At 69.0% G+C, this 18,930-nt stretch carries 16 protein-coding genes; 3 read left to right on the top strand and 13 right to left on the bottom strand.

The window, feature by feature from the left end; genetic code table 11:
- The first annotated feature begins 136 nt into the window (after positions 1-136).
- From KU887_RS30520 to KU887_RS30510, 3 genes are all read left to right on the top strand, one after another.
- A complete protein-coding gene (locus tag KU887_RS30520) occupies positions 137-1,033 on the top strand; it encodes a LysR family transcriptional regulator (protein ID WP_058903796.1) in 897 nt (298 codons plus the stop codon).
- Positions 1,034-1,182: 149 nt separating this feature from the next.
- On the top strand, positions 1,183-2,568 hold the full coding sequence (locus KU887_RS30515; RefSeq protein WP_006489635.1) for an MFS transporter: 1,386 nt from the start codon (positions 1,183-1,185) through the stop codon (positions 2,566-2,568).
- 303 nt (positions 2,569-2,871) lie between these two features.
- Complete coding sequence (locus KU887_RS30510) at positions 2,872-3,804, top strand: MBL fold metallo-hydrolase (RefSeq protein ID WP_258258833.1); 933 nt, start codon at positions 2,872-2,874, stop codon at positions 3,802-3,804.
- Positions 3,805-3,951: 147 nt separating this feature from the next.
- Here the strand turns inward: KU887_RS30510 and KU887_RS30505 are convergent, their stop codons facing one another.
- The 13 genes from KU887_RS30505 to KU887_RS30445 form a co-directional block, all read right to left on the bottom strand.
- Positions 3,952-5,346, bottom strand: coding sequence for an aspartate aminotransferase family protein (locus KU887_RS30505; protein ID WP_006489628.1), 1,395 nt, complete (start codon positions 5,344-5,346; stop codon positions 3,952-3,954).
- Between the two features lie 20 nt (positions 5,347-5,366).
- A complete protein-coding gene (locus tag KU887_RS30500) occupies positions 5,367-6,845 on the bottom strand; it encodes an NAD-dependent succinate-semialdehyde dehydrogenase (protein ID WP_006497861.1) in 1,479 nt (492 codons plus the stop codon).
- A 121-nt stretch (positions 6,846-6,966) separates the two neighbouring features.
- The gene (locus tag KU887_RS30495; protein ID WP_006497860.1) at positions 6,967-7,437 is read right to left on the bottom strand and encodes an Lrp/AsnC family transcriptional regulator; all 471 of its coding nucleotides are present in this window, start codon (positions 7,435-7,437) and stop codon (positions 6,967-6,969) included.
- A 13-nt stretch (positions 7,438-7,450) separates the two neighbouring features.
- The gene (gene doeB / locus KU887_RS30490) at positions 7,451-8,476 is read right to left on the bottom strand and encodes a N(2)-acetyl-L-2,4-diaminobutanoate deacetylase DoeB (RefSeq protein ID WP_006489637.1); all 1,026 of its coding nucleotides are present in this window, start codon (positions 8,474-8,476) and stop codon (positions 7,451-7,453) included.
- A gap of 4 nt (positions 8,477-8,480) precedes the next feature.
- Positions 8,481-9,689 carry an ectoine hydrolase DoeA gene (gene doeA, locus KU887_RS30485; RefSeq protein WP_006497858.1) on the bottom strand — a complete coding sequence of 403 codons (1,209 nt, stop codon included), beginning with the start codon at positions 9,687-9,689 and terminating at the stop codon, positions 8,481-8,483.
- A gap of 10 nt (positions 9,690-9,699) precedes the next feature.
- Positions 9,700-10,704, bottom strand: a complete 1,005-nt coding sequence (locus KU887_RS30480) for a cyclodeaminase (RefSeq protein ID WP_059721488.1) — start codon at positions 10,702-10,704, stop codon at positions 9,700-9,702.
- A gap of 1 nt (position 10,705) precedes the next feature.
- Entirely contained in the window at positions 10,706-11,677 is a 972-nt protein-coding gene (gene eutB / locus KU887_RS30475; RefSeq protein WP_006482160.1) for a hydroxyectoine utilization dehydratase EutB, read from the bottom strand.
- Positions 11,678-11,784: 107 nt separating this feature from the next.
- Positions 11,785-13,197, bottom strand: a complete 1,413-nt coding sequence (locus tag KU887_RS30470; RefSeq protein ID WP_006482158.1) for a PLP-dependent aminotransferase family protein — start codon at positions 13,195-13,197, stop codon at positions 11,785-11,787.
- A gap of 178 nt (positions 13,198-13,375) precedes the next feature.
- Positions 13,376-14,179 carry a CoA ester lyase gene (locus KU887_RS30465; protein ID WP_258258683.1) on the bottom strand — a complete coding sequence of 268 codons (804 nt, stop codon included), beginning with the start codon at positions 14,177-14,179 and terminating at the stop codon, positions 13,376-13,378.
- Positions 14,176-15,573 (bottom strand): MmgE/PrpD family protein, encoded by a 1,398-nt coding sequence (locus tag KU887_RS30460; protein ID WP_258258682.1) that lies wholly within the window; start codon positions 15,571-15,573, stop codon positions 14,176-14,178. The genes KU887_RS30465 and KU887_RS30460 overlap by 4 nt, the downstream gene beginning before the upstream one ends.
- Before the next feature lie 19 nt (positions 15,574-15,592).
- Positions 15,593-16,771: a CaiB/BaiF CoA-transferase family protein gene (locus KU887_RS30455; protein ID WP_006482159.1), complete on the bottom strand. Its 1,179-nt coding sequence runs from the start codon at positions 16,769-16,771 to the stop codon at positions 15,593-15,595.
- Positions 16,772-16,783: 12 nt separating this feature from the next.
- Positions 16,784-17,947, bottom strand: coding sequence for an acyl-CoA dehydrogenase family protein (locus tag KU887_RS30450; protein WP_006497852.1), 1,164 nt, complete (start codon positions 17,945-17,947; stop codon positions 16,784-16,786).
- A gap of 38 nt (positions 17,948-17,985) precedes the next feature.
- The gene (locus KU887_RS30445) at positions 17,986-18,846 is read right to left on the bottom strand and encodes a MaoC family dehydratase N-terminal domain-containing protein (protein WP_084752255.1); all 861 of its coding nucleotides are present in this window, start codon (positions 18,844-18,846) and stop codon (positions 17,986-17,988) included.
- Between the last annotated feature and the right edge of the window lie 84 nt (positions 18,847-18,930).

The following is an 18,930-nucleotide window of genomic DNA, read 5'->3' as shown; positions in this document are numbered from 1 at the left end:
CGTGTCGTCGCCGTGCGTCGCCTGAGCGCGCCGCTATCGGAGGCGCGGCCGGGTTCGACGACGCCCGATGTGCATCCTATGAATCATTTGGATAATTCGCTACTATGTTTCGAATAATTATTCATAACACACGCTTATGGAAATCAGGCACGTCCGCTACTTCCTCGCGATCGCGGATTCCGGCAGCTTTACGCGCGCCGCCAGCGAGCTGGGCATTGCGCAGCCGGCGCTCAGCCAGGCGCTGAACCGGATGGAAAAGGAGCTGGGGGTCCGGCTGTTCGACCGGTCGCGGCGCGGCGCGACGCTCACGCCGGCCGGGCTCGCGATGGTCGACGATCTGCGCCTGAGCGTCGCGCGGCTCGACGCGGCCGCGCACCGGGCGGGCGAAATCGGCGCGCAGCGCGCCGGGCGCCTGACCATCGGCTTCGTCACCGCGGCGCTGTTCGACACGCTGCCGCGCGCGATCCGTGCGCTGCGCGAAAGCGCGCCCGACGTCGAGCTGGTGATGCGCGAGATGAGCAATGCCGAGCAGGCGATCGCGCTCGAGCGCGGCGAAATCGACATCGGGCTGCTGCATACGCCGGTCGCGGTGAACGGCCGGATGCGCGAGCAACTGATCCGGCGCGATCCACTCGTCGCGGTGCTGCCGAAGGCGTTCCCGCGCCAGCCCGACGGCACGGTGACGCTGGCCGATCTGGCCGCGGCCGGCCTCGTGTGGTTTCCGCACGATCAACTGCCGCTGATCCGCGCCGGTATCCTCAGCGCGTTCCGCCAGGCCGGGCATCCGGTCGACATCGTGCTCGACGTGAACCGCACGCTGACGGTCGTCGCATGCGTGGCCGCCGGCTGCGGCGTATCGCTGCTGCCGACGTCGATCCACGCGTTCGCGTTCGACGGGGTCGCATACAGCCCGATCCGCGACGGCGCCGCGCTGCCGAATTTCGAACTCAGCGCGATCTGGCCCGCACGGTCGCGCCCGACGCTCGCCGACCGTTTCGCCGCGCTGCTGCCGTCGGCCGATACGCGGTCCTGAGCATCCGGCCCGCCGCCACACGGGCCGCCCCGCCACGGGAAAACCCCGATCCCCACATCGTCCTATGACATCGGGCATCGCGAATTGGCGGGATTACTTTGATCCTCGTCGGCGCCCGCCCGGGCGCATGCTGATAGCGAGGATCCCTCATGCGATACGTGCCATCGTGGACTTCCGTTTCCGCCGCGTCGTCGATTCCCGACGATGCGACCACCCAACGCGGCGAGGAGCCGCACAGTCTGCCGCGGGTCGCGATCGCGGCCGCCGCCCTCGGCAATGCGACCGAATGGTTCGATTACGGTATTTACGCGTACGGCCTCGCGTACATTTCCGCCGCGCTGTTTCCCGGCAACACCGCGAGCGCGACGCTGTTCGCGCTCGGCACGTTCGCGATCTCGTTCCTGATCCGCCCGCTCGGCGGCCTGTTCTGGGGCCCGCTCGGCGACCGGCTCGGCCGCAAGCGCGTGCTCGCGCTGACGGTGCTGACGATGTCGGGCGCGACGTTGCTCGTCGGCGTGCTGCCGAGCTATGCGACGGCCGGCTGGCTCGCACCGGCCGCGCTGATCGTGCTGCGCATGGTGCAGGGCTTCTCGACCGGCGGCGAATACGGCGGTGCGGCAACCTTCATCGCCGAATACGCGCCCGATTCGCGGCGCGGCCTGTGCGGCAGCTTCCTCGAATTCGCGACGCTCGCCGGCTTCTCGCTCGGTGCGTTCCTGATGCTCGGCTTCGCACTGCTGCTCGGCGATTCGGCGATGCATGCGTGGGGCTGGCGCCTGCCGTTCCTGGTCGCCGCGCCGCTCGGCCTGATCGGCTTCTACCTGCGCTCGCGCCTGGAGGAAACGCCGGTGTTCCGCGAACTCGAGGAACAGGCACACCGCCGCGAGCAAAGTGCGACGGCCGCGCTGCCGATCCGGCTGCTGCTGGTGCGCTATGCGAAGCCGCTGGTGCTGCTCGGCGGGCTCGTCGTCGCGCTGAACGTCGTCAACTACGTGCTGCTTGCATACATGCCGACCTACATGCACAAGGAACTCGGCGTCAGCGAGAACATGTCGCTGCTGATTCCGCTGATCGGCATGCTCGCGATGATGGTGCTGCTGCCGTTCGCCGGCTGGCTGTCCGATCGCGTCGGCCGCAAGACGATGTGGTGGATCTCGCTCGTCGGGCTGTTCGTCGCGGCCGTGCCGATGTTCACGCTGATGACGCACGGTCCGCTCGGCGCGTTCATCGGCTTCGCGGTGCTCGGCGTGCTGTACGTGCCGCAGCTCGCCACCATTTCCGCGATGTTCCCGGCGATGTTCCCGACCCACGTCCGCTATGCGGGCATGGCGATCGCGTACAACGTGTCGACGTCGCTGTTCGGCGGCACCGCGCCGATCGTCAACGACTGGCTGATCGGCAAGACCGGCAACGCGCTGATTCCCGCGTACTACATGATGGCTGCGTGCGCGGTCGGGTTGATCGCGCTGCTGGCGGTGATCGAGACGCGCGGGTGTTCGCTGCGCGGGGACACGCTTCCCGGTCAGCCGGGCTGACCCGCGCGCCGGCGGCGCCCGGCTTCCCATAAACGGTATCCATCGCATCGCCCGCCGTCCGGCCACGGACGGCGGGCGATGTGCATTTCGGGCGACCGAAACCGCCGCCGGATTGTTGTCGTCCGGACAACACGATGTGCCCCCGTGCGGCGCTGTCGGCGGGTGCGGGCCGTCACTACAATCGCTGACACGCTCGATCGGAATCCGGGCGCACCGACATGCGCGACCTTCGCGATCGCGCTCGCGAACCGCTCTGCACCGCGCAGTGCGGACTCCCTCACTCGACGAACAGGATTACTGAACATGAACGCACCCATCCGCAACGTCCAGCCGGTTGTCGCCCGCCTGGGCCACGAAGGTTCGGGCGAGCTCGTTTCGTCCCGCTACGCCGTGCGCATCGGCGCAGTCGACGTCGTACTGATCAGCGACGGCGTGTTGCCGCTGCCGACTTCCACCATGTCCACCAACGTGAGCGAAACGGACCGCAATGCGTGGTTCGACGGCCGTTTCCTGCAACGCGACATGTTCGACTGGGCGCTCAACATCGCGCTCGTGCGCAGCGCCGATCGCCTGATCCTGATCGACTCGGGTGTGGGCGACGGTTTCGAATACTTCACGCGCGCCGGGCGCTCGGTGATGCGCCTTGAATCGGCCGGCATCGACCTGGCCGCGATCACCGATATCGTGATCACGCACATGCACATGGATCACGTCGGCGGGCTGAACGTCGATGGCGTCAAGGCGAAGCTGAACCCCAACGTCCGCATTCACGTATCGGCCGCGGAAGTGGCGTTCTGGGAGAATCCGGACTTCAGCAAGACGGTGATGCCGGAAACCGTGCCGCCCGCGCTGCGCAAGGCGGCAGCGCGGTTCATGGCACTCTACGGCGAAAACATCGTGCAGTTCGATCGCACCGTGGAAGTCGCCGCGGGCGTGTCGGCGCGGGTGACGGGCGGACATACGCCGGGGCACTGCGTGGTCGACGTCGCATCGAACGGGGAAAAGCTGACGTTCGCGGGCGACGCGATTTTCGAAGTGAACTTCGACCACCCCGACTGGCAAAACGGCTTCGAACACGATCCGGACGCGGCGGTCGACGTGCGTCTCGCGCTGTTCAACGAAGCGGCCGACACCGGCGCACTGCTGGCCGCCGCCCACGTCGCGTTCCCGTCCATCGGCCATGTTGCGCGAAACGGCGACGGCTTCCGTTTCGTGCCGGTCGTGTGGGATTACTGAGTGACGATCGGTAGCCGACGCGCACCGCAGGCGATGCACTGACGGTTTGCTCGAACCGTATCCGTACCGGCAAGAAAAAACGCCGCCGCATCTGCATGCGGCGGCGTCATCTCGCGCGCCGAGGCGCGCATCAGCACCGCTTGAACCTCACGCAACGGCCGACAGGTTCCGTTCGGCGACCTCGTCCACCGCATCCTTGACGATCGCGACGATCTCGTCAGCCTCCGCACGCGTCATCACGAGCGGCGGCGCAAAGCCGAGAATGTCGCCGTGCGGCATCGCCCGCGCGATCACGCCGCGCTGCAACGCGGCCGCCGACACCTGCGCACCGATCTTCAGCGCGGGATCGAACGGCGTGCGCGCGTCCTTGTCGGCCATGAATTCGAGCGCGGCCAGCATGCCGACGCTGCGCACCTCGCCGACGAGCGGATGCGCGCCGAATGCGTCGCGCAGCTTCGCGCCGAAGTAGCCGCCGACGTCGGCCGCGTTGCCGACCAGGTTCTCGCGCTCGAGGATCGCGAGGTTCGCGAGCGCGGCGGCCGCGCATACCGGATGACCGGAATACGTCCAGCCGTGCCCCATCGGCCCGTGTTCCTGCGAGCCGCGCGCGATCACGTCCCACACCTTCTCGCCGACGATCACGCCCGACAGCGGCGCATACGCGCTCGTCAGCCCTTTCGCGACCGTAATCAGGTCGGGCTCGATCCCGAAGTGCTGCGCGCCCATCTTCGAGCCGAGCCGCCCGAACCCGCACACGACTTCATCGGAGATCAGCAGGATGTCGTGCTTGCGCAGCACGGCCTGGATCGCGGGCCAGTAGCCGGCCGGCGGTTCGATGATGCCGCCCGTGCCCATCACCGGCTCCGCGATGAACGCGGCGACCGTATCGGCGCCCTCGCGGGCGATCAGCTTCTCGAGCTCGTCGACGCAGTACGCGACGAACTGCGCCTCGCTCATGCCGGCCGGCGCCTTGCGATACCAGTGCGGACACACCGTATGCTTCACGCGGTCGATCGGCAGGTCGAAATGCTGGTGAAAGCTCGGCAGGCCCGTGAGGCTGCCCGTCACGATGCCCGAGCCGTGATAGCCGCGCTCGCGCGAGATGATCTTCTTCTTGTTCGGGCGGCCGAGCACGTTGTTGTAGTACCAGACGATCTTGACCTGCGTCTCGTTCGCGTCGGAACCCGACATCCCGTAATAGACCTTCTTCATCCCCGCCGGCGACCAGTCGATGATCCGCGACGACAACTCGATGATCGCGTCCGACGCGTGGCCGACGTACGTGTGGTAGTACGCGAGCTGCTTCGCCTGTTCGTACATCGCGTCGGCCACTTCGGTGCGGCCATAGCCGATGTTCACGCAATAGAGGCCGGCGAACGCGTCGATGTAGCGCTTGCCCTGGTGATCCTCGATGCGGATGCCTTCGCCGCCGCGCACGATCTTGCCCGGCAGCGCGCCGGTCTCGTGGTCGTATGCGTGCGTCGACGGGTGCATGAAGTGGGCACGGTCCTCGCGCAGCAGTGCGTCGATCGATTTCGTCATGATGAGCTCCTTTGAATGGGTCAGGCCGTCGCCGCAACAGGCAGGCCGAGATTGCCGAGGCAGAAGTACTTGGTTTCCGTGAACGGCTCGAAGCCTTCGGCGCCGCCTTCGCGCCCGAGGCCCGACGCCTTCATCCCGCCGAACGGGATCGGCGCACCGGTGAATTTCACGCCGTTGACCGACACCATCGCGAAATCGAGCCGCCGCACCAGCTGGAAGATCGTGTCGATGCGGGTCGCGCACACGTACGCGGCGAGGCCGTACTCGGTGTCGTTGGCCGTTTCGACCGCTTCGTCGAGCGTGTCGAACGCGCTGACGGCCGAGATCGGCGCGAAGTTTTCCTCGTCGACCACGCGCATGCCGGGCGCGGCATCCGCGATCACGGTCGGCTCGTAAAACCAGCCGCCGAGCGCGTGCGGCCGGCCGCCCGCGACGATGCGTGCGCCGCGTGCCCGCGCATCCTCGACCCGCGCCACGGTCGCGTCGAACGCGGCCTGGTGCATCAACGGACCGATGTCCACGCCCGGCTCGAACGCGGGGCCCGTCTTCAGCGCCCGCACCGCGTGCGCATACCGTTCGACGAACGTGTCGTACAGCGGTCGGGCGACGAGCATCCGGTTCGCCGCGCAGCAGTCCTGGCCGGACGTCTGGAACTTCGCGCCGACGGCAACCTGTACCGCCTGGTCGACGTCCGCATCCTCGGTCACGATGAACGGCGCATTGCCGCCCAGTTCGAGCGCGATCTTGCGGATGCCGGCCTTCGCGGCGGTTTCGGTCACGAGCCGGCCGACGCGCGTCGAGCCGGTGAAGCTCACCGCACGCACGCGCGCATCGCCGACCAGCGTTTCCATCGCCATCTGCGGTTCGCCGAGCACGACGTTGAACACGCCGGCCGGCAAGCCGGCCTCGTCGGCGAGTTGCGCGAGGGCGAGCGCCGAGAACGGCGTTTCGTGCGCGGGCTTCACGACCACGGCGCACCCGACCGCGATCGCGGCCGCCGCCTTGCGCGTGATCATCGCGGCCGGGAAATTCCACGGCGTGATCAGCGCGGCGACGCCGACCGGCTCCATCACGGTGCCGAGATGCGCGCCGTCGATATGCGTCGGGATCGTGCGGCCCGCGACGCGTTTCGCCTCGCTCGCGAACCATTCGACGAAGCTCGCCGCATAGCGGATCTCGCCGCGCGCTTCGGCCAGCGGCTTGCCCTGTTCCAGCGACAGCAGCGCGGCCAGATCGTCGACGTGACGCAGGATCAGCGCATGCCAGCGCAGCAACGCCGCGCTGCGCACCGCTTGCGGCGTCCAGCGCCAGGTCTCGTACGCGCGCTGCGCGGCGTCGACGGCCGCGACGATCTGTGCGCGTTCGAGCATCGGCACGTGGCCGATCACGGCCTGGTCCGCGGGGTTCACGACGGCGACCGTCGCGGCACTGTCGCTGTGGATCCAGCGACCGTCGACATAGCAGGTCGACTTGAACAGAACAGGGTGTCCGGGCAGCATGCTGCGTCTCCTCGTTGGTGGGCACGGACTTCATTGTGTCGCGCCGGCGCATGCGGAAATTTCGGTTTGCACGGCCGGAAATGCCGGTTTTTTCCGTATTGCCGCGCGTCGGCGCGAACTTTTACAGCCAGTCCGGCGCGCCGCCGGATTCGCACTTCACGACCTTCGTCACGATGTACGTGAAGTAGCGCTCGATGCCGAGGTCTTCCATCAGCAGCGCATCGATGAAGCGCTGGTAATGGTCGATGTCGCGCGCGACCACGTGCAGCACGTAGTCGACGCCGCCACCCGTCGCGTAGCACTGCGCGACCTCGGGTGCCGCGGCCACGCGATCCTCGAAGCGCCGCATGTCGGGCGCGGTGTGCCGCGACAGCGTCACCTCGACGACGATGCGGCTGCCCGAGAACGCGCCGATCCAGTCGACGTCCGCGCGATAGCCGCGAATCACGCCGCTTTCCTCCAGCTTGCGCACGCGCTCCCATGCCGGCGAAATCGACAGGTTCACGGCCTCGGCGAGCTTCGACTTCGTGATGCGCCCGTCGCGCTCGAGCAGGCGCAGGATCGCGAGGTCGTATCGGTCGAGCTTGATCACGTCGTGCGCGTCCTCATACGGCCACCGGAATGTTGCGCTCGACGATGTCGGCCACCACCGCGACCGTGTCGCCGGGCTGTACGATGCCCGGGAAGTGCCGGGCCGCGAGCAGCCCGCGCCGCCGCGCGACGTATTCGACCGGCGCGACGCCCGTGCGGTCGACGGCGTGCACGCGCGCGAGCACGTCGCCGGCGTCGACCTCGGTGCCGAGATCGCGGCACATCTCGAGCAGCCCGTGATGCTCGCTCGTCGTGAAGCACGAACCGTCCGGCATGTCGAGCAGCGTCGTCGTACGTGGCGCGTTGCCGTCCACGACGTCCTTCGCGATCACGCCCGCATGCGCGAGAAATCCGTACACGCCGCGCTCGGCGATCGCGACGCTCGCCGCCGTCGACGTGCCGCCGCCGCCCAGCTCGGTCGACACGAACACCTTGCCGGCTTCCTCGGCCGCGCTGTCGTAGAGACCGACGCTGTCGAGTTCCAGCATGCGCATCGAATACGGCGCGCCGAACGCGCGCATCGCACGCTCGCAGCGCGCTTCCTGCTCGCGATCCTCCAGCACGTGAATCGCCGCGAACGGCACGAAGTCGAGCGTGCGCCCGCCCGCGTGAATGTCGAGCACGTGCGTCGCGAGCGGCAGCAGGTGGCGCTGGAAGTAATCGGCGATCTTCTCGGTCACGGTGCCGTCCGGCCGACCCGGGAAGCTGCGGTTCAGGTTGCCGGCATCGATCGGCGACGTGCGGCAGCCGGCGCGGAACGCCGGATAGTTCATGAACGGCACGACGATCACGCGGCCGGTCACGTCGGCCGCCTTCAGCGAACCGGCGAGCTTCGACAGCGCGACCGGCCCCTCGTATTCGTCGCCGTGGTTGCCGCCGGTCAGCAACACCGTCGGCCCGTCGCCGCGCTTCACGACGGTCACCGGAATCATGATCGCGCCCCACGCGGAATCGTCGCGCGAGTAAGGCAGCTTCAGGAAGCCGTGCTGTTCGCCGTCCGCGTCGAAATCGACGGTCGGCGTAATCGGGGAAGCACGCATCGCCCTACTCCTTCACGAACAGCTTGCGCGGCACGTTGCAGAACGTCTCGACGCCGGTCTCGGTGATCAGGATGCTTTCCGTGATCTCCAGCCCCCAGTCGTCGAGCCACAGCCCCGGCATGAAATGGAACGTCATGCCGGGTTCGAGCACCGTCCGGTCGCCCGGACGCAGGCTCATCGTGCGCTCGCCCCAGTCGGGCGGATAGCTTGCACCGATCGGATAGCCGCAGCGGCTGTCCTTCTCGATGCCCGCGCGGCGCAGCACCGCGAAGAACGCGTTCGCGATGTCCTCGCACACGTTGCCCGGCTTCGCGGCCGCGAGCCCGGCCTCGATGCCCTCGACCACCGCGCGCTCGCCTTCGACGAAGTGCGCGGGCGGCTTGCCGAGATAGACGGTGCGCGACAGCGGGCAGTGATAGCGGCGGTAGCAGCCGGCGATCTCGAAGAACGTGCCGGCGCCGCGCGCGAACGTCGAGTCGTCCCAGGTCAGGTGCGGCGCGGCAGCATCCGCGCCGGTGGGCAACAGCGGCACGATAGCCGGATAGTCGCCACCGAAACCGTCCGCGCCGCCGATCCCGGTCGCATAGATCTGCGCGACCAGATCGCTTTTCTTCATGCCCGGCTCGATCGTCTCGACGATGTGCGCATGCATCCGTTCGACGATGCGGGCGGCCACGCGCATGTACTCGATCTCGCGCGGGGACTTCACCGCGCGCTGCCAGTTGACGAGCGCGGTCGCATCGACCCAGCGCGCGCCCGGCAGATGCCGCTGCAGCGACGCGTACGCCGCCGCGCTGAAGTAGTAGTTGTCGAGCTCGACGCCGATGCGCAGCGTGCTCCAGCCGCGCGCCGCGATCACCTCGGTCGACAGGTAATCCATCGGATGGCGCGCGCTCGACTGCACGTAATGATCGGGATAGCCGACGATGTTTTCGTGCGCCATGAACGCGGTGCGCTTCGCGCCGTTCGCGTCCTGGCTGCGGCCGAACCACACGGGTTCGCCGTCCAGTGCGAGCAGCACGCACTGGTGCACGTAGAACGACCAGCCGTCATAGCCGGTCAGCCAGCCCATGTTGGTCGGGTCGGTGACGATCAGCAGGTCGATGCCGGCCCGCTCCATCGCCGCACGCGTCTTCGCGATCCGCGCAGCATATTCGCTGCGCGCGAACGCGAGACGCGGCGCGGCTTCGTTGGTTTCGATGACTGCGGCCATCTGTCTCCTCTCAAGTCGTGAGGTCGTTGTGAAAAATCGTGCCCGCTTCGGCCGCGCGGGCGCGCTGCAGCGCGAGCACGGCGATCGCGGTGTCCTGCGCGCCGGTGCCGGTCAGGTCGCAGATCGTGATGTCGTCGCGATGCGTGCGGCCTTCGCGCCGGCCGGCGATGACTTCGCCGAGCTCGGGAAACACCGCATCGGCCGCGACCACGCCAGCCGCGATCGCATGCGCGAGCTCGCCGGCCACGCGGGTCTGCTGCAGCCGGTCGCAGAAATAGCGTGCCGCGCCGAACACCGACGGCGCGAGTTCGGTCTTGTAATCGGCGTCCGAACCCATCGCCGTCACATGCAGCCCGGGATGCAAGTCCTCCGCGTGCACGAGCGGCGCGCGGCTCGGCGTGGTCGTCACGGCGATGTCCGCGTCGGCCAGCGCCGCATGCACCGAGCGCGCGACCGTCGCATCGATGCCGTGCGCCGCGCGCACGTCGGCCGCGAACTGCGCGGCCCGCGCGGTGTCGCGCGCCCACACCGTCACGTGGGTGATGTCGCGCACCAACCTCAGCGCAGCGAGTTGCAGCCGCGCCTGCTCGCCCGCACCGACGATCGCCGCGCGGTGCGCATCGGCGCGCGCGAGCCGGCGCGCGGCCACGGCGCCGGCCGCCGCGGTGCGCACGGCCGTCAGGTAGCCGTTGTCGAGCAGCACGGCCTCGGTCAGGCCGGTGCGGGCCGACAGCACGAGCATCAGCCCGTTCAGGCTCGGCAGCCCGAGCGACGGATTGTCGAAGAAGCCGGGGCTGACCTTGATCGCGAAGCTGTCGAAGCGCGGCAGGTACGCGGTCTTCACGTCCACTTCGGCGTGGCGCGCCGGCAGCGCGAGATTCAGGATCGGCGGCATCACGACGGCGTCGGTCGCGAGCGACGCGAACGCGGCCTCGACCTGGTCGATCGCGGCGAGATCGAGCGGCACCAGCGCACGCAATTGCGCCTGGCCGAGCAACGTGACGGGATGGGCCATGTCAGTGCTCCGAAACGAGCCGGCGATGCGCGGCCATGTCGATGTTCGCGCCGCTCACGACGACCACGATCGGGCCGCCGCGATCGCGGCGCACGATCCGCTCGTCCAGCAATGCGGCGAGGCCGACCGCGCCGGCGCCTTCGACGACGAGCCGTTCTTCCCGATACGCATGCGCGATGCCGCGCGCGATCGACGGCTCGTCGAGCAGCACGACGTCGTCGGCCAGCGCGCGCGTCATGTCGAACGTGTAGCGGTTGTCGAGGCCAATGCCGCCGCCGAGCGAATCGGCCAGCGTCGGCTGCTCGTCGACGTCGACCGGGCGGCCGGCCGCGAGGCTCGCATGCATCGCGGCGCCGCGCGCCATCGAGACGCCGATCACCTCGATCGGCGGCCGGATCGCCTTCGCGGCAAACGCGACGCCGCTGAACAGGCCGCCGCCCGACAGCGGCACGACGAGCGTCGCGGTATCGGGCAGCGCTTCCAGAATCTCGACGCCGATCGTCGCCTGGCCGGCGATGATGCGCGGATCGTCGAACGGCGGCACGTACGCGTAGCCTTCGTCGCGCACCAGCCGCCGCGCTTCGACCTGCGCGTCGTCCTGGCTGTCGCCGACGATCACCACGCGCGCGCCGAGCGCCGCGACCGCGTCGACCTTGTTGGCCGGCACGAGCGACGACATGCAGACGGCCGCGTCGATGCCGAGCGCGCGTGCCGCATGCGCGACCGCGCGGCCGTGGTTGCCGGTGGACGCGGTGACCACGCGCGTCACGCGCTGCGCGGCAAGTTCCGCGAGCGCGTTGGTCGCGCCGCGCAGCTTGAAGCTGCCGGTCGGCTGCAGCGTTTCGAGCTTCAGATGAACGGGGGCGCCGACCCGCGCGGACAGCGCGGCGGACGCGACGAGCGGCGTACCGTCGGCGCGCCCGGCGAGGCGGCGGCGCGCGCGGTAGACGTCGGACAGCGACAGGAAAGACATGGAACGCACGCCTCGCGACGAATGTGATGCGATCCAGTCTAATGTTCCAAATCGCGCTTTCGAATGTCCTGATACATTGCGCGCGACATCGCGGCAGCGCCGCCGGTTCAGTGGAAATCGTTCAGGTGCGGATACTGTTCGAACACGCCGGCGATCGTTTCGAGCGCCGCGTTGCACGCGGCATCGGACGTTTCGGCGCCGATGCACACGCGCACCGCGTTCGGCCGCTCCGTGCCGCCGACGAGAAACGGATCGGGCGACGTCACCGCGATCTTGCGGGTGCGCAATTCGCGCACGATCCGCTCGGCCTGCCAGTAGTCGGGCACGCGCAGCCAGGCCGACAGCGCGTTCGGGTGCGCACCGAGCACATACGGCCCCAGCGCGGCCTTCACCATCTCCTGACGCACGGCGAGCCGCTGGCGCTGCAGTTCGACGAGCCGCCGCGCGGTGCCGTCGGCGATCCAGCGCGTCGCGATCTCCGCGATCGGCGACGTCGCCATCCAGCTGCTCACGCGCAGCACGCTCTCGACGCGCAACGCGAGCCGCCGCGGCATCGCGAGATAGCCGGTGCGCAATCCGGTCAGCACCGATTTCGTCATGCTCGTGCAGTAGAAGCCGAGCTCCGGAATCAGGCTCGCGATCGGCGTGCCCGTCTTCTCGGGCAGCGGACCGTACACGTCGTCCTCGATCACGTACACGCCGTAGCGCGTCGCGATGCGCGCGATCGAGCGCCGCCGCGACTCGGTCATCATCGACACGGTCGGATTATTGAGGGTCGGCGTGCAGACGAGCGCGCTGATCCGCTCGCCGTCGCACATCTCCTCGAAATGTTCGGGACGGATGCCGTGCTCGTCCATCTCGAGCCCCTTCAGCGTAAACCCGAGCACGTTCGCGGAGCCGATCACGCCGTGATCGGTCAGGCTTTCGCACAACACGGTATCGCCCGGCCCGACGATCGACGCGAGCGCGAGAAAGATCCCGTGCGCCGCGCCGTTCGTGACCAGCAGCGATTCGCGGTGCACCGGCATGTTCAGCGATGCGAGCCACGCGGCGCCGGCGTCGCGATGCGCATCGAGGCCGGCGATCGGCCGGAACGAGCGGATCCACGGCTGGTCGTCGGTGCCGGCCAGCGCCGCGCACACGCCGCGCCACGCGGCATCGTGCTCCGGCGTGTGCACGATGCGGGCGATCGAGAAGTCGACCAGTTCGCGCTCGGTCGTATCGAGGATGTAGTTCGACATCGATTCGGTCACGCGCGCGGCCACGAAGCTGCCGCGGCCGACCTCGCAGCGGATCAGCCCCTGGCGCTCCAGCTCCTTGTACGCATTGGTGACGGTCTGCACGCTGACGCCGAGGCTCGATGCGACGTCGCGCTGCGGCGCGAGCCGGGCGCCCGGCGCGAGCGCGCCGTTCTCGATGTCGCTGGCGATCGCCTTCACGAGCCGCTTGTATTTCGACTCGATGCCGTGCACCGCGCCGATCGCGTCGCGCCAGCCTGCCGATACCTCCGTCCGTCCCATCTCGATGTCTCCGTCGTGGCTTCCGCATGGTCGCTCAGAAAGACACCCCGAAAATATTGTCCTAGTGCAATCGCGCGCGAAAGCAGGACTTACGGGTCGAATCGGGCGATGCAATCGACGTGCCCGGGACGGAGACGAATCCGGCACCTTTATCGTTCGGACCCATGTCGCGGGCCGCCTACCCGCGCAGAATCCGCCGCGCCTTCAGGATCACCGGCATGTCGACCATCCTGCCGTCGAGCGCCACGGCCGCACCGCCGCTCGCGTCGACGGCATCGAGCACGCGCCGCGCCCACGCCTGTTCCGCGTCGGTCCATGCATACGCGCGGTGCACCGCATCGATCTGCTTGGGATGAATGCACAGTTTCCCGCCGAAGCCGAAGCCCCGCGCGTAGCGCGCATGCCGTTCGATCGCGGCCGGATCGTCGATGACCGTCGACACGCCGTCGACCGGCGGCGCGATCCCCGCCAGCCGCGACGCGAGCACGATCCGCGAGCGGAACGCGTTCAGCGCTTCGCCGTCGCCGTCGATCCCGAGGTCGACCTGGAAATCGAGCGTGCCGAACGCCACGCGCACGACGCGCGGCGCCGCACACACCTGGTCGAGCCCCGCGATGCCGGTCGCCGTCTCGACGATCGGCAGCAGTTCGAGTGCGCGATGCGCATGCGCGAGCACCGCGTCCACCTGCGCACGCGTGTCGCACTTCGGCAGCATCACGCCGGCCACGCCCGGATGCGCGGCGAGCGCCGCGAGGTCGTCCGCGAACCATGCGGTGTCGGCCGCGTTCACGCGCACCCACACGGGCCGCGCGGCATCGAGCTGCACGACGACCGCATCGCGCGCCGCCGGCTTGCCATCCGGCGGCACGGCATCCTCGAGATCGACGATCACCGCGTCGGCGCCGGCCGCGCGCGCCTTCTCGAAGCGCTCCGGACGATTGCCGGGAACGAACAGCCACGAACGGGCGGACGCGGACGTCATGCCGAGGCCTCCAGAAACAGCGTGCCGATCGCATCGCACGATGCGACCTGCCACGCGTCGGCAAGGAGCCGCTCGACCTCGGCGCCGGACGCCGCGCCCGAAAACGCGGCGAGCGTGCGTACCTTGCGCGCGATCTCGTCGCGCGACAGCGTGTTGCCCGGATCGCCCTTCGGCTCGTCGACGCGGCCCGTGAACGTGCGGCCGTCGCGCGTCGTGACCGTGACCTTGCCGATCCAGCGCGCTGGATACGCGCGATCGACTTCGTCGTCGAACGCCATCGACACGCGGTCGCGGAACGCGGCGACGTGGGCAGCCGCGTAATCGCGCTCGAATTCGTCGACGCCCGCGTGCCCGTGCAACGCGGCCAGCGCGAGCACGGTGCCCATGTTGAACTTCGCCTGATGCACGGTGCTCGGCACCGTGACCGCGCCGAGCACGTCGAGCGCACCCTGGTGCACGTGCGTGACGACCGTCCCGATGTCCGCCGCCGCCAGCCGCTCGCGCGCCATCACCGCGAGCAGCGCGTCGGCGGCCGGATGCGTGTGGCGGCACGACGCGTGATACTTGAACGACGTTTCCGCGGTCGCCCAGCGCGCGCCGAGCCGGTCGGTCAGGCGGGCCGGGTCCGCATCGGTCGACATGCCGGCCGCCATCCCCTGCGCGCCTTCGAGAATCCGCGTGGCGCCGCGAAACCCGTCGCGCGCAAGCTCGGCCGCCATCAGCCCGTTCGCGGCGGCCATCGCCGTATGCAGCTGCTTCGAATCGGCCGCATCGCGCAGGAATTCCCACAATCCGCTCGCCTGCGTGCCGGCCGAGCCGAACGCATCGAGCATCCGTTCCGGCGGCAACCCGAGCAGCCGCCCGGCCGTCGCGGCGGCCGCCACCGTACCGGCGGTGCCGGTCGTATGGAACACCTTGTAGTGCGAACGCCCGAGAAACTCGCCGACGCGGATGCCGACTTCATAGCCGGCGACCGCCGCCGCGATGAAGTCGCGCCCGCTCGCGCCGCGGGCCTGCGCCAGCGCGAGCGCGACCGGAAACACGACGGTCGCCGGATGAAACACCGCGCCGTTGTGCACGTCGTCCTGTTCCGCGAAATGCGATGCCGCGCCGTTCGTCATCGCCGCGAAGTATGGCGTCGCGCGCGTGCGGTCGATCAGCACGTCGGCCGTGCCGGGCCCGCCGGGCGAGCCGCCCGCGCGGCGCGCGAACGCCGCGATCGTCTCGACCGGGCGCGCGCCCTTGCCGGCCAGCGCGGAGCCGAGCCAGTCGACGTAGAGATTGACGGTGCGCGCGACGACGTCGGCGGGAATCGCGTCGAAGCGCAGCTGCGACGCGAACGTCGCGAGCGTGCAGCCGGGGGCGGTGGCAATGGCGGGAATCGGATGGGTCATCGTCGTCGTGAAAGCGGAATCAGATCGTGCCGTTCGCGCGCAGCGCGGCGATCCGCGCGCGGTCGTAGCCGAGTTCGGCGAGGATCGCATCGGTATGCTGGCCGAGCGCCGGCACCGCATCCATGCGCGGCTCGACGCCGGCGGGCAGCCCCGGCGGCAACAGCGCGGGCACCGGGCCCGCGGCCGTGTCGACGCTGCGCCAACGCTCGCGCGCCTGCAATTGCGGGTGCCGCCATACGTCGTCGAGCGTGTTCATCTGCGCGTTCGCGATGCCGGCCGCGTCGAGCCGCTGCATCACTTCGGCGGCCGTCAGCGTCGCGAACGCATCGACGATCAGCGCATCGACCGCGTCGCGCGCCGCATGCCGTTTCGAATTCGCGTTGAAACGCGGATCGTCGGCGAGCGCCGGCTGCCGCAGCACCTGCTCGCAGAACAGCTTCCATTCGCGCTCGTTCTGCAGCCCGAGCATCACGGTCTTGCCGTCGCCGGCCGGGAACGGGCCGTACGGACAGATCGTCGCGTGCGACGCGCCCGACGGCGCGGGCGGGCTTTGCCCGTCGATCGCGTAGTAGAGCGGGTAGCCCATCCACTCGACCATGCTCTCCAGCATCGATACGTCGATCCGGCACCCTGCGCCGGTGCGGCCGCGCATCAGCAGCGCGCTCAGGATGTTCGTGTACGCGTACATGCCGGCCGCGATGTCCGCGATCGAGCAGCCGGCCTTCGCCGGTTGCCCGGGCGAGCCCGTGATCGACAGGAACCCGGCTTCGCTCTGGATCAGCAGGTCGTACGCCTTGCGGTCGCGATACGGGCCGTCGTCGCCGTAACCCGAGATGTCGCAGACGATCAGGCGCGGATGCGTGTGCTTCAACGCGTCGTAGCCGAGCCCGAGACGCTCGGCCGCACCGGGCGCGAGATTCTGCACGAGCACGTCGGCATCCGCGAGCAGCGCGTCGAGCACGGCCGCCGCAGCGGGCTGCTTGACGTCGAGCGTCAGGCTCTCCTTCGAGCGGTTCACCCACACGAAGTGCGACGACAGCCCGTGCACGCGTTCGTCGTAGCCGCGCGCGAAATCGCCGCTGCCCGGCCGTTCGATCTTGATCACGCGCGCGCCGAGATCGGCGAGCTGGCGCGTGCAGAACGGCGCCGCGATCGCATGTTCGAGGGTGATTACCTTGATGCCGTCGAGGGGTCGCATCGTCGGCCTCCGTCAGAACGAGCGCGGCAGGTCGAGGAGGTGCTCCGCGACGTAGGCCAGGATCAGGTTGGTCGAGATCGGCGCGACCTGGTACAGGCGCGTTTCGCGGAACTTGCGCTCGACGTCGTATTCGCACGCGAAGCCGAAGCCGCCGTGGAATTGCAGGCACGCGTTCGCGGCCTCCCACGACGCGTCGGCCGCGAGCAGCTTCGCCATGTTCGCCTGCGCGCCGCACGGCGCGTGCGCATCGAACCGGCGCGCGGCGTCGAAGCGCATCAGGCTCGCGGCCTCGACGTTCACGAACGCGCGCGCGATCGGGAACTGCACGCCCTGGTTCTGCCCGATCGGGCGGCCGAACACGACGCGCTCCTTCACATACTGCGACACCTTGTCGATGAACCAGTAGCCATCGCCGATGCATTCGGCCGCGATCAGCGTGCGCTCGGCGTTCAGCCCGTCGAGGATGTACTTGAAGCCCTGCCCCTCCTCGCCGATCAGGTTGTCGGCCGGAATCTCGAGGTTGTCGAAGAACAGCTCGTTGGTCTCGTGATTGACCATGTTCGGGATCGGCCGCACCGTCAGCCCGTGGCCGATGGCCTCGCGCAGATCGACGACGAAGATCGACATCCCTTCGGATTTTTTCTTCACGTCGGCGAGCGGCGTCGTGCGCGCGAGCAGGATCATCAGGTCCGAATGCTGCACGCGCGAGATCCACACCTTCTGCCCGTTGATCACGTAACGATCGCCGCGCCGCTCGGCGGTCGTCTTGATCTTCGTCGTGTCGGTGCCGGTGGTCGGCTCGGTCACGCCCATCGATTGCAGGCGCAACTCGCCGCTCGCGATCTTCGGCAGATACGCGCGCTTCTGTTCGGCCGAACCGTGGCGCAGCAGCGTGCCCATGTTGTACATCTGCCCGTGGCACGCGCCGGAGTTGCCGCCCGCGCGGTTGATCTCCTCCATGATGATCGACGCCTCGGTGAGGCCGAGCCCCGAGCCGCCGTATTCCTGCGGAATCAGCGCGGCGAGCCAGCCGGCCTTCGTCAGCGCGTCGACGAACGCGTCGGGATAGCCGCGCGCGTCGTCGATCTGGCGGAAATACTCGCCGGGAAACTGGCTGCACAGGTCGCGCACCGCTTCGCGGATGTCCTGGTACGGGTCGTGTTGCGTCGTCTGCATGTCCGTCGTCGATGAAGGAAGAAAGGAAAGAGAGAGCGTCATGCGAGGGTCGCGGTGGCCTGCATCGTCAGCCAGCCGTCGCGGTCCTTCGCCCACAGCTCGATCGTGCGGCCGTCGTCCGACGGCTTGCCGCACAGCGTGAACGGCTGCCCGTCGAAGGTCGGGCGCACCGCGCGGAACGCGAAGCTCGCGAGCGTCGCGTCCGGCCGTTCGCGGTGCACGAGATCGACGAGCAGCGTCGCGATCAGCGGGCCATGCACGACGAGCCCCGGATAGCCTTCTTCCTGCGTCACGTAGCGGCGGTCGTAGTGGATGCGATGGCCGTTGAAGGTCAGCGCCGAATAGCGGAACAGCATCACAGCGTCGGCCGTGACCGTGCGCGACCACGTCTCGCCCGCGGGCGGCGCGACCGGCTTCGGTGCCGGCGCACCTGGCTGCGGCGCGTCGCGATAGACGATGTCGTGCTCCTCCTCGACGCACAGCGCGCCGCCGGATTCGATCCGGTGTTGCACCGTCACGAACACGAGCCGGCCGCTGCGACCCGTCTTGTCCTCGATGTTCGCGATCGTCGATGCGCGCGTCGCGCGCCGCCCCGCACGCAGCGGCGCATGGAACGTCAGGCGGCCGCCGGCCCACATGCGGCGCGGCAGCGGCACCGGCGGCAGGAAGCCGCCGCGCTTCGGGTGACCGTCCGGGCCGAGCTCGGCCAGCGGCGCGATCGGCAGGAAGTAGAGCCAGTGCCACATCGGCGGCACGACGTCGCCGGGCGACGGGCGGTCGAGCGTGGCGGCCAGCGCGTTCAGCGGGAACGCGGTGATGTCGTCGTCGAGCGTTTCGGTCTTGCCGAGCCACGCATCGAGCGATGCGGGCGTGGCGGGCTGCGAGGATGAGGTCGACACGGGTGGAGCCTCCGGTGCGCTTGCAATGACCCTAATATGCACGCCGCGCGCGCGGCCGCGAAGTCGGCTTTGCCGAACCGGGGC

Origin of the sequence: Burkholderia sp. EMB26, from assembly GCF_024730645.1 — a bacterium.
Classification (GTDB): Bacteria; Pseudomonadota; Gammaproteobacteria; order Burkholderiales; family Burkholderiaceae; genus Burkholderia; species Burkholderia cenocepacia.
Note: the sequence above shows the minus strand (reverse complement) of the source record. Positions and strands in the feature narration are given on the sequence as shown.

What these genes read in the sequence shown, in the direction of transcription:
- KU887_RS30520 (WP_058903796.1), top strand. Translation starts at nt 137, where the DNA reads ATGGAAATCAGGCACGTCCGCTACTTCCTCGCGATCGCGGATTCCGGC.
- KU887_RS30515 (WP_006489635.1), top strand. Translation starts at nt 1,183, where the DNA reads ATGCGATACGTGCCATCGTGGACTTCCGTTTCCGCCGCGTCGTCGATT.
- KU887_RS30510 (WP_258258833.1), top strand. Translation starts at nt 2,872, where the DNA reads ATGAACGCACCCATCCGCAACGTCCAGCCGGTTGTCGCCCGCCTGGGC.
- KU887_RS30505 (WP_006489628.1), bottom strand. Translation starts at nt 5,346, where the DNA reads ATGACGAAATCGATCGACGCACTGCTGCGCGAGGACCGTGCCCACTTC.
- KU887_RS30500 (WP_006497861.1), bottom strand. Translation starts at nt 6,845, where the DNA reads ATGCTGCCCGGACACCCTGTTCTGTTCAAGTCGACCTGCTATGTCGAC.
- doeB (WP_006489637.1), bottom strand. Translation starts at nt 8,476, where the DNA reads ATGCGTGCTTCCCCGATTACGCCGACCGTCGATTTCGACGCGGACGGC.
- doeA (WP_006497858.1), bottom strand. Translation starts at nt 9,689, where the DNA reads ATGGCCGCAGTCATCGAAACCAACGAAGCCGCGCCGCGTCTCGCGTTC.
- KU887_RS30480 (WP_059721488.1), bottom strand. Translation starts at nt 10,704, where the DNA reads ATGGCCCATCCCGTCACGTTGCTCGGCCAGGCGCAATTGCGTGCGCTG.
- eutB (WP_006482160.1), bottom strand. Translation starts at nt 11,677, where the DNA reads ATGTCTTTCCTGTCGCTGTCCGACGTCTACCGCGCGCGCCGCCGCCTC.
- KU887_RS30470 (WP_006482158.1), bottom strand. Translation starts at nt 13,197, where the DNA reads ATGGGACGGACGGAGGTATCGGCAGGCTGGCGCGACGCGATCGGCGCG.
- KU887_RS30465 (WP_258258683.1), bottom strand. Translation starts at nt 14,179, where the DNA reads ATGACGTCCGCGTCCGCCCGTTCGTGGCTGTTCGTTCCCGGCAATCGT.
- KU887_RS30460 (WP_258258682.1), bottom strand. Translation starts at nt 15,573, where the DNA reads ATGACCCATCCGATTCCCGCCATTGCCACCGCCCCCGGCTGCACGCTC.
- KU887_RS30455 (WP_006482159.1), bottom strand. Translation starts at nt 16,771, where the DNA reads ATGCGACCCCTCGACGGCATCAAGGTAATCACCCTCGAACATGCGATC.
- KU887_RS30450 (WP_006497852.1), bottom strand. Translation starts at nt 17,947, where the DNA reads ATGCAGACGACGCAACACGACCCGTACCAGGACATCCGCGAAGCGGTG.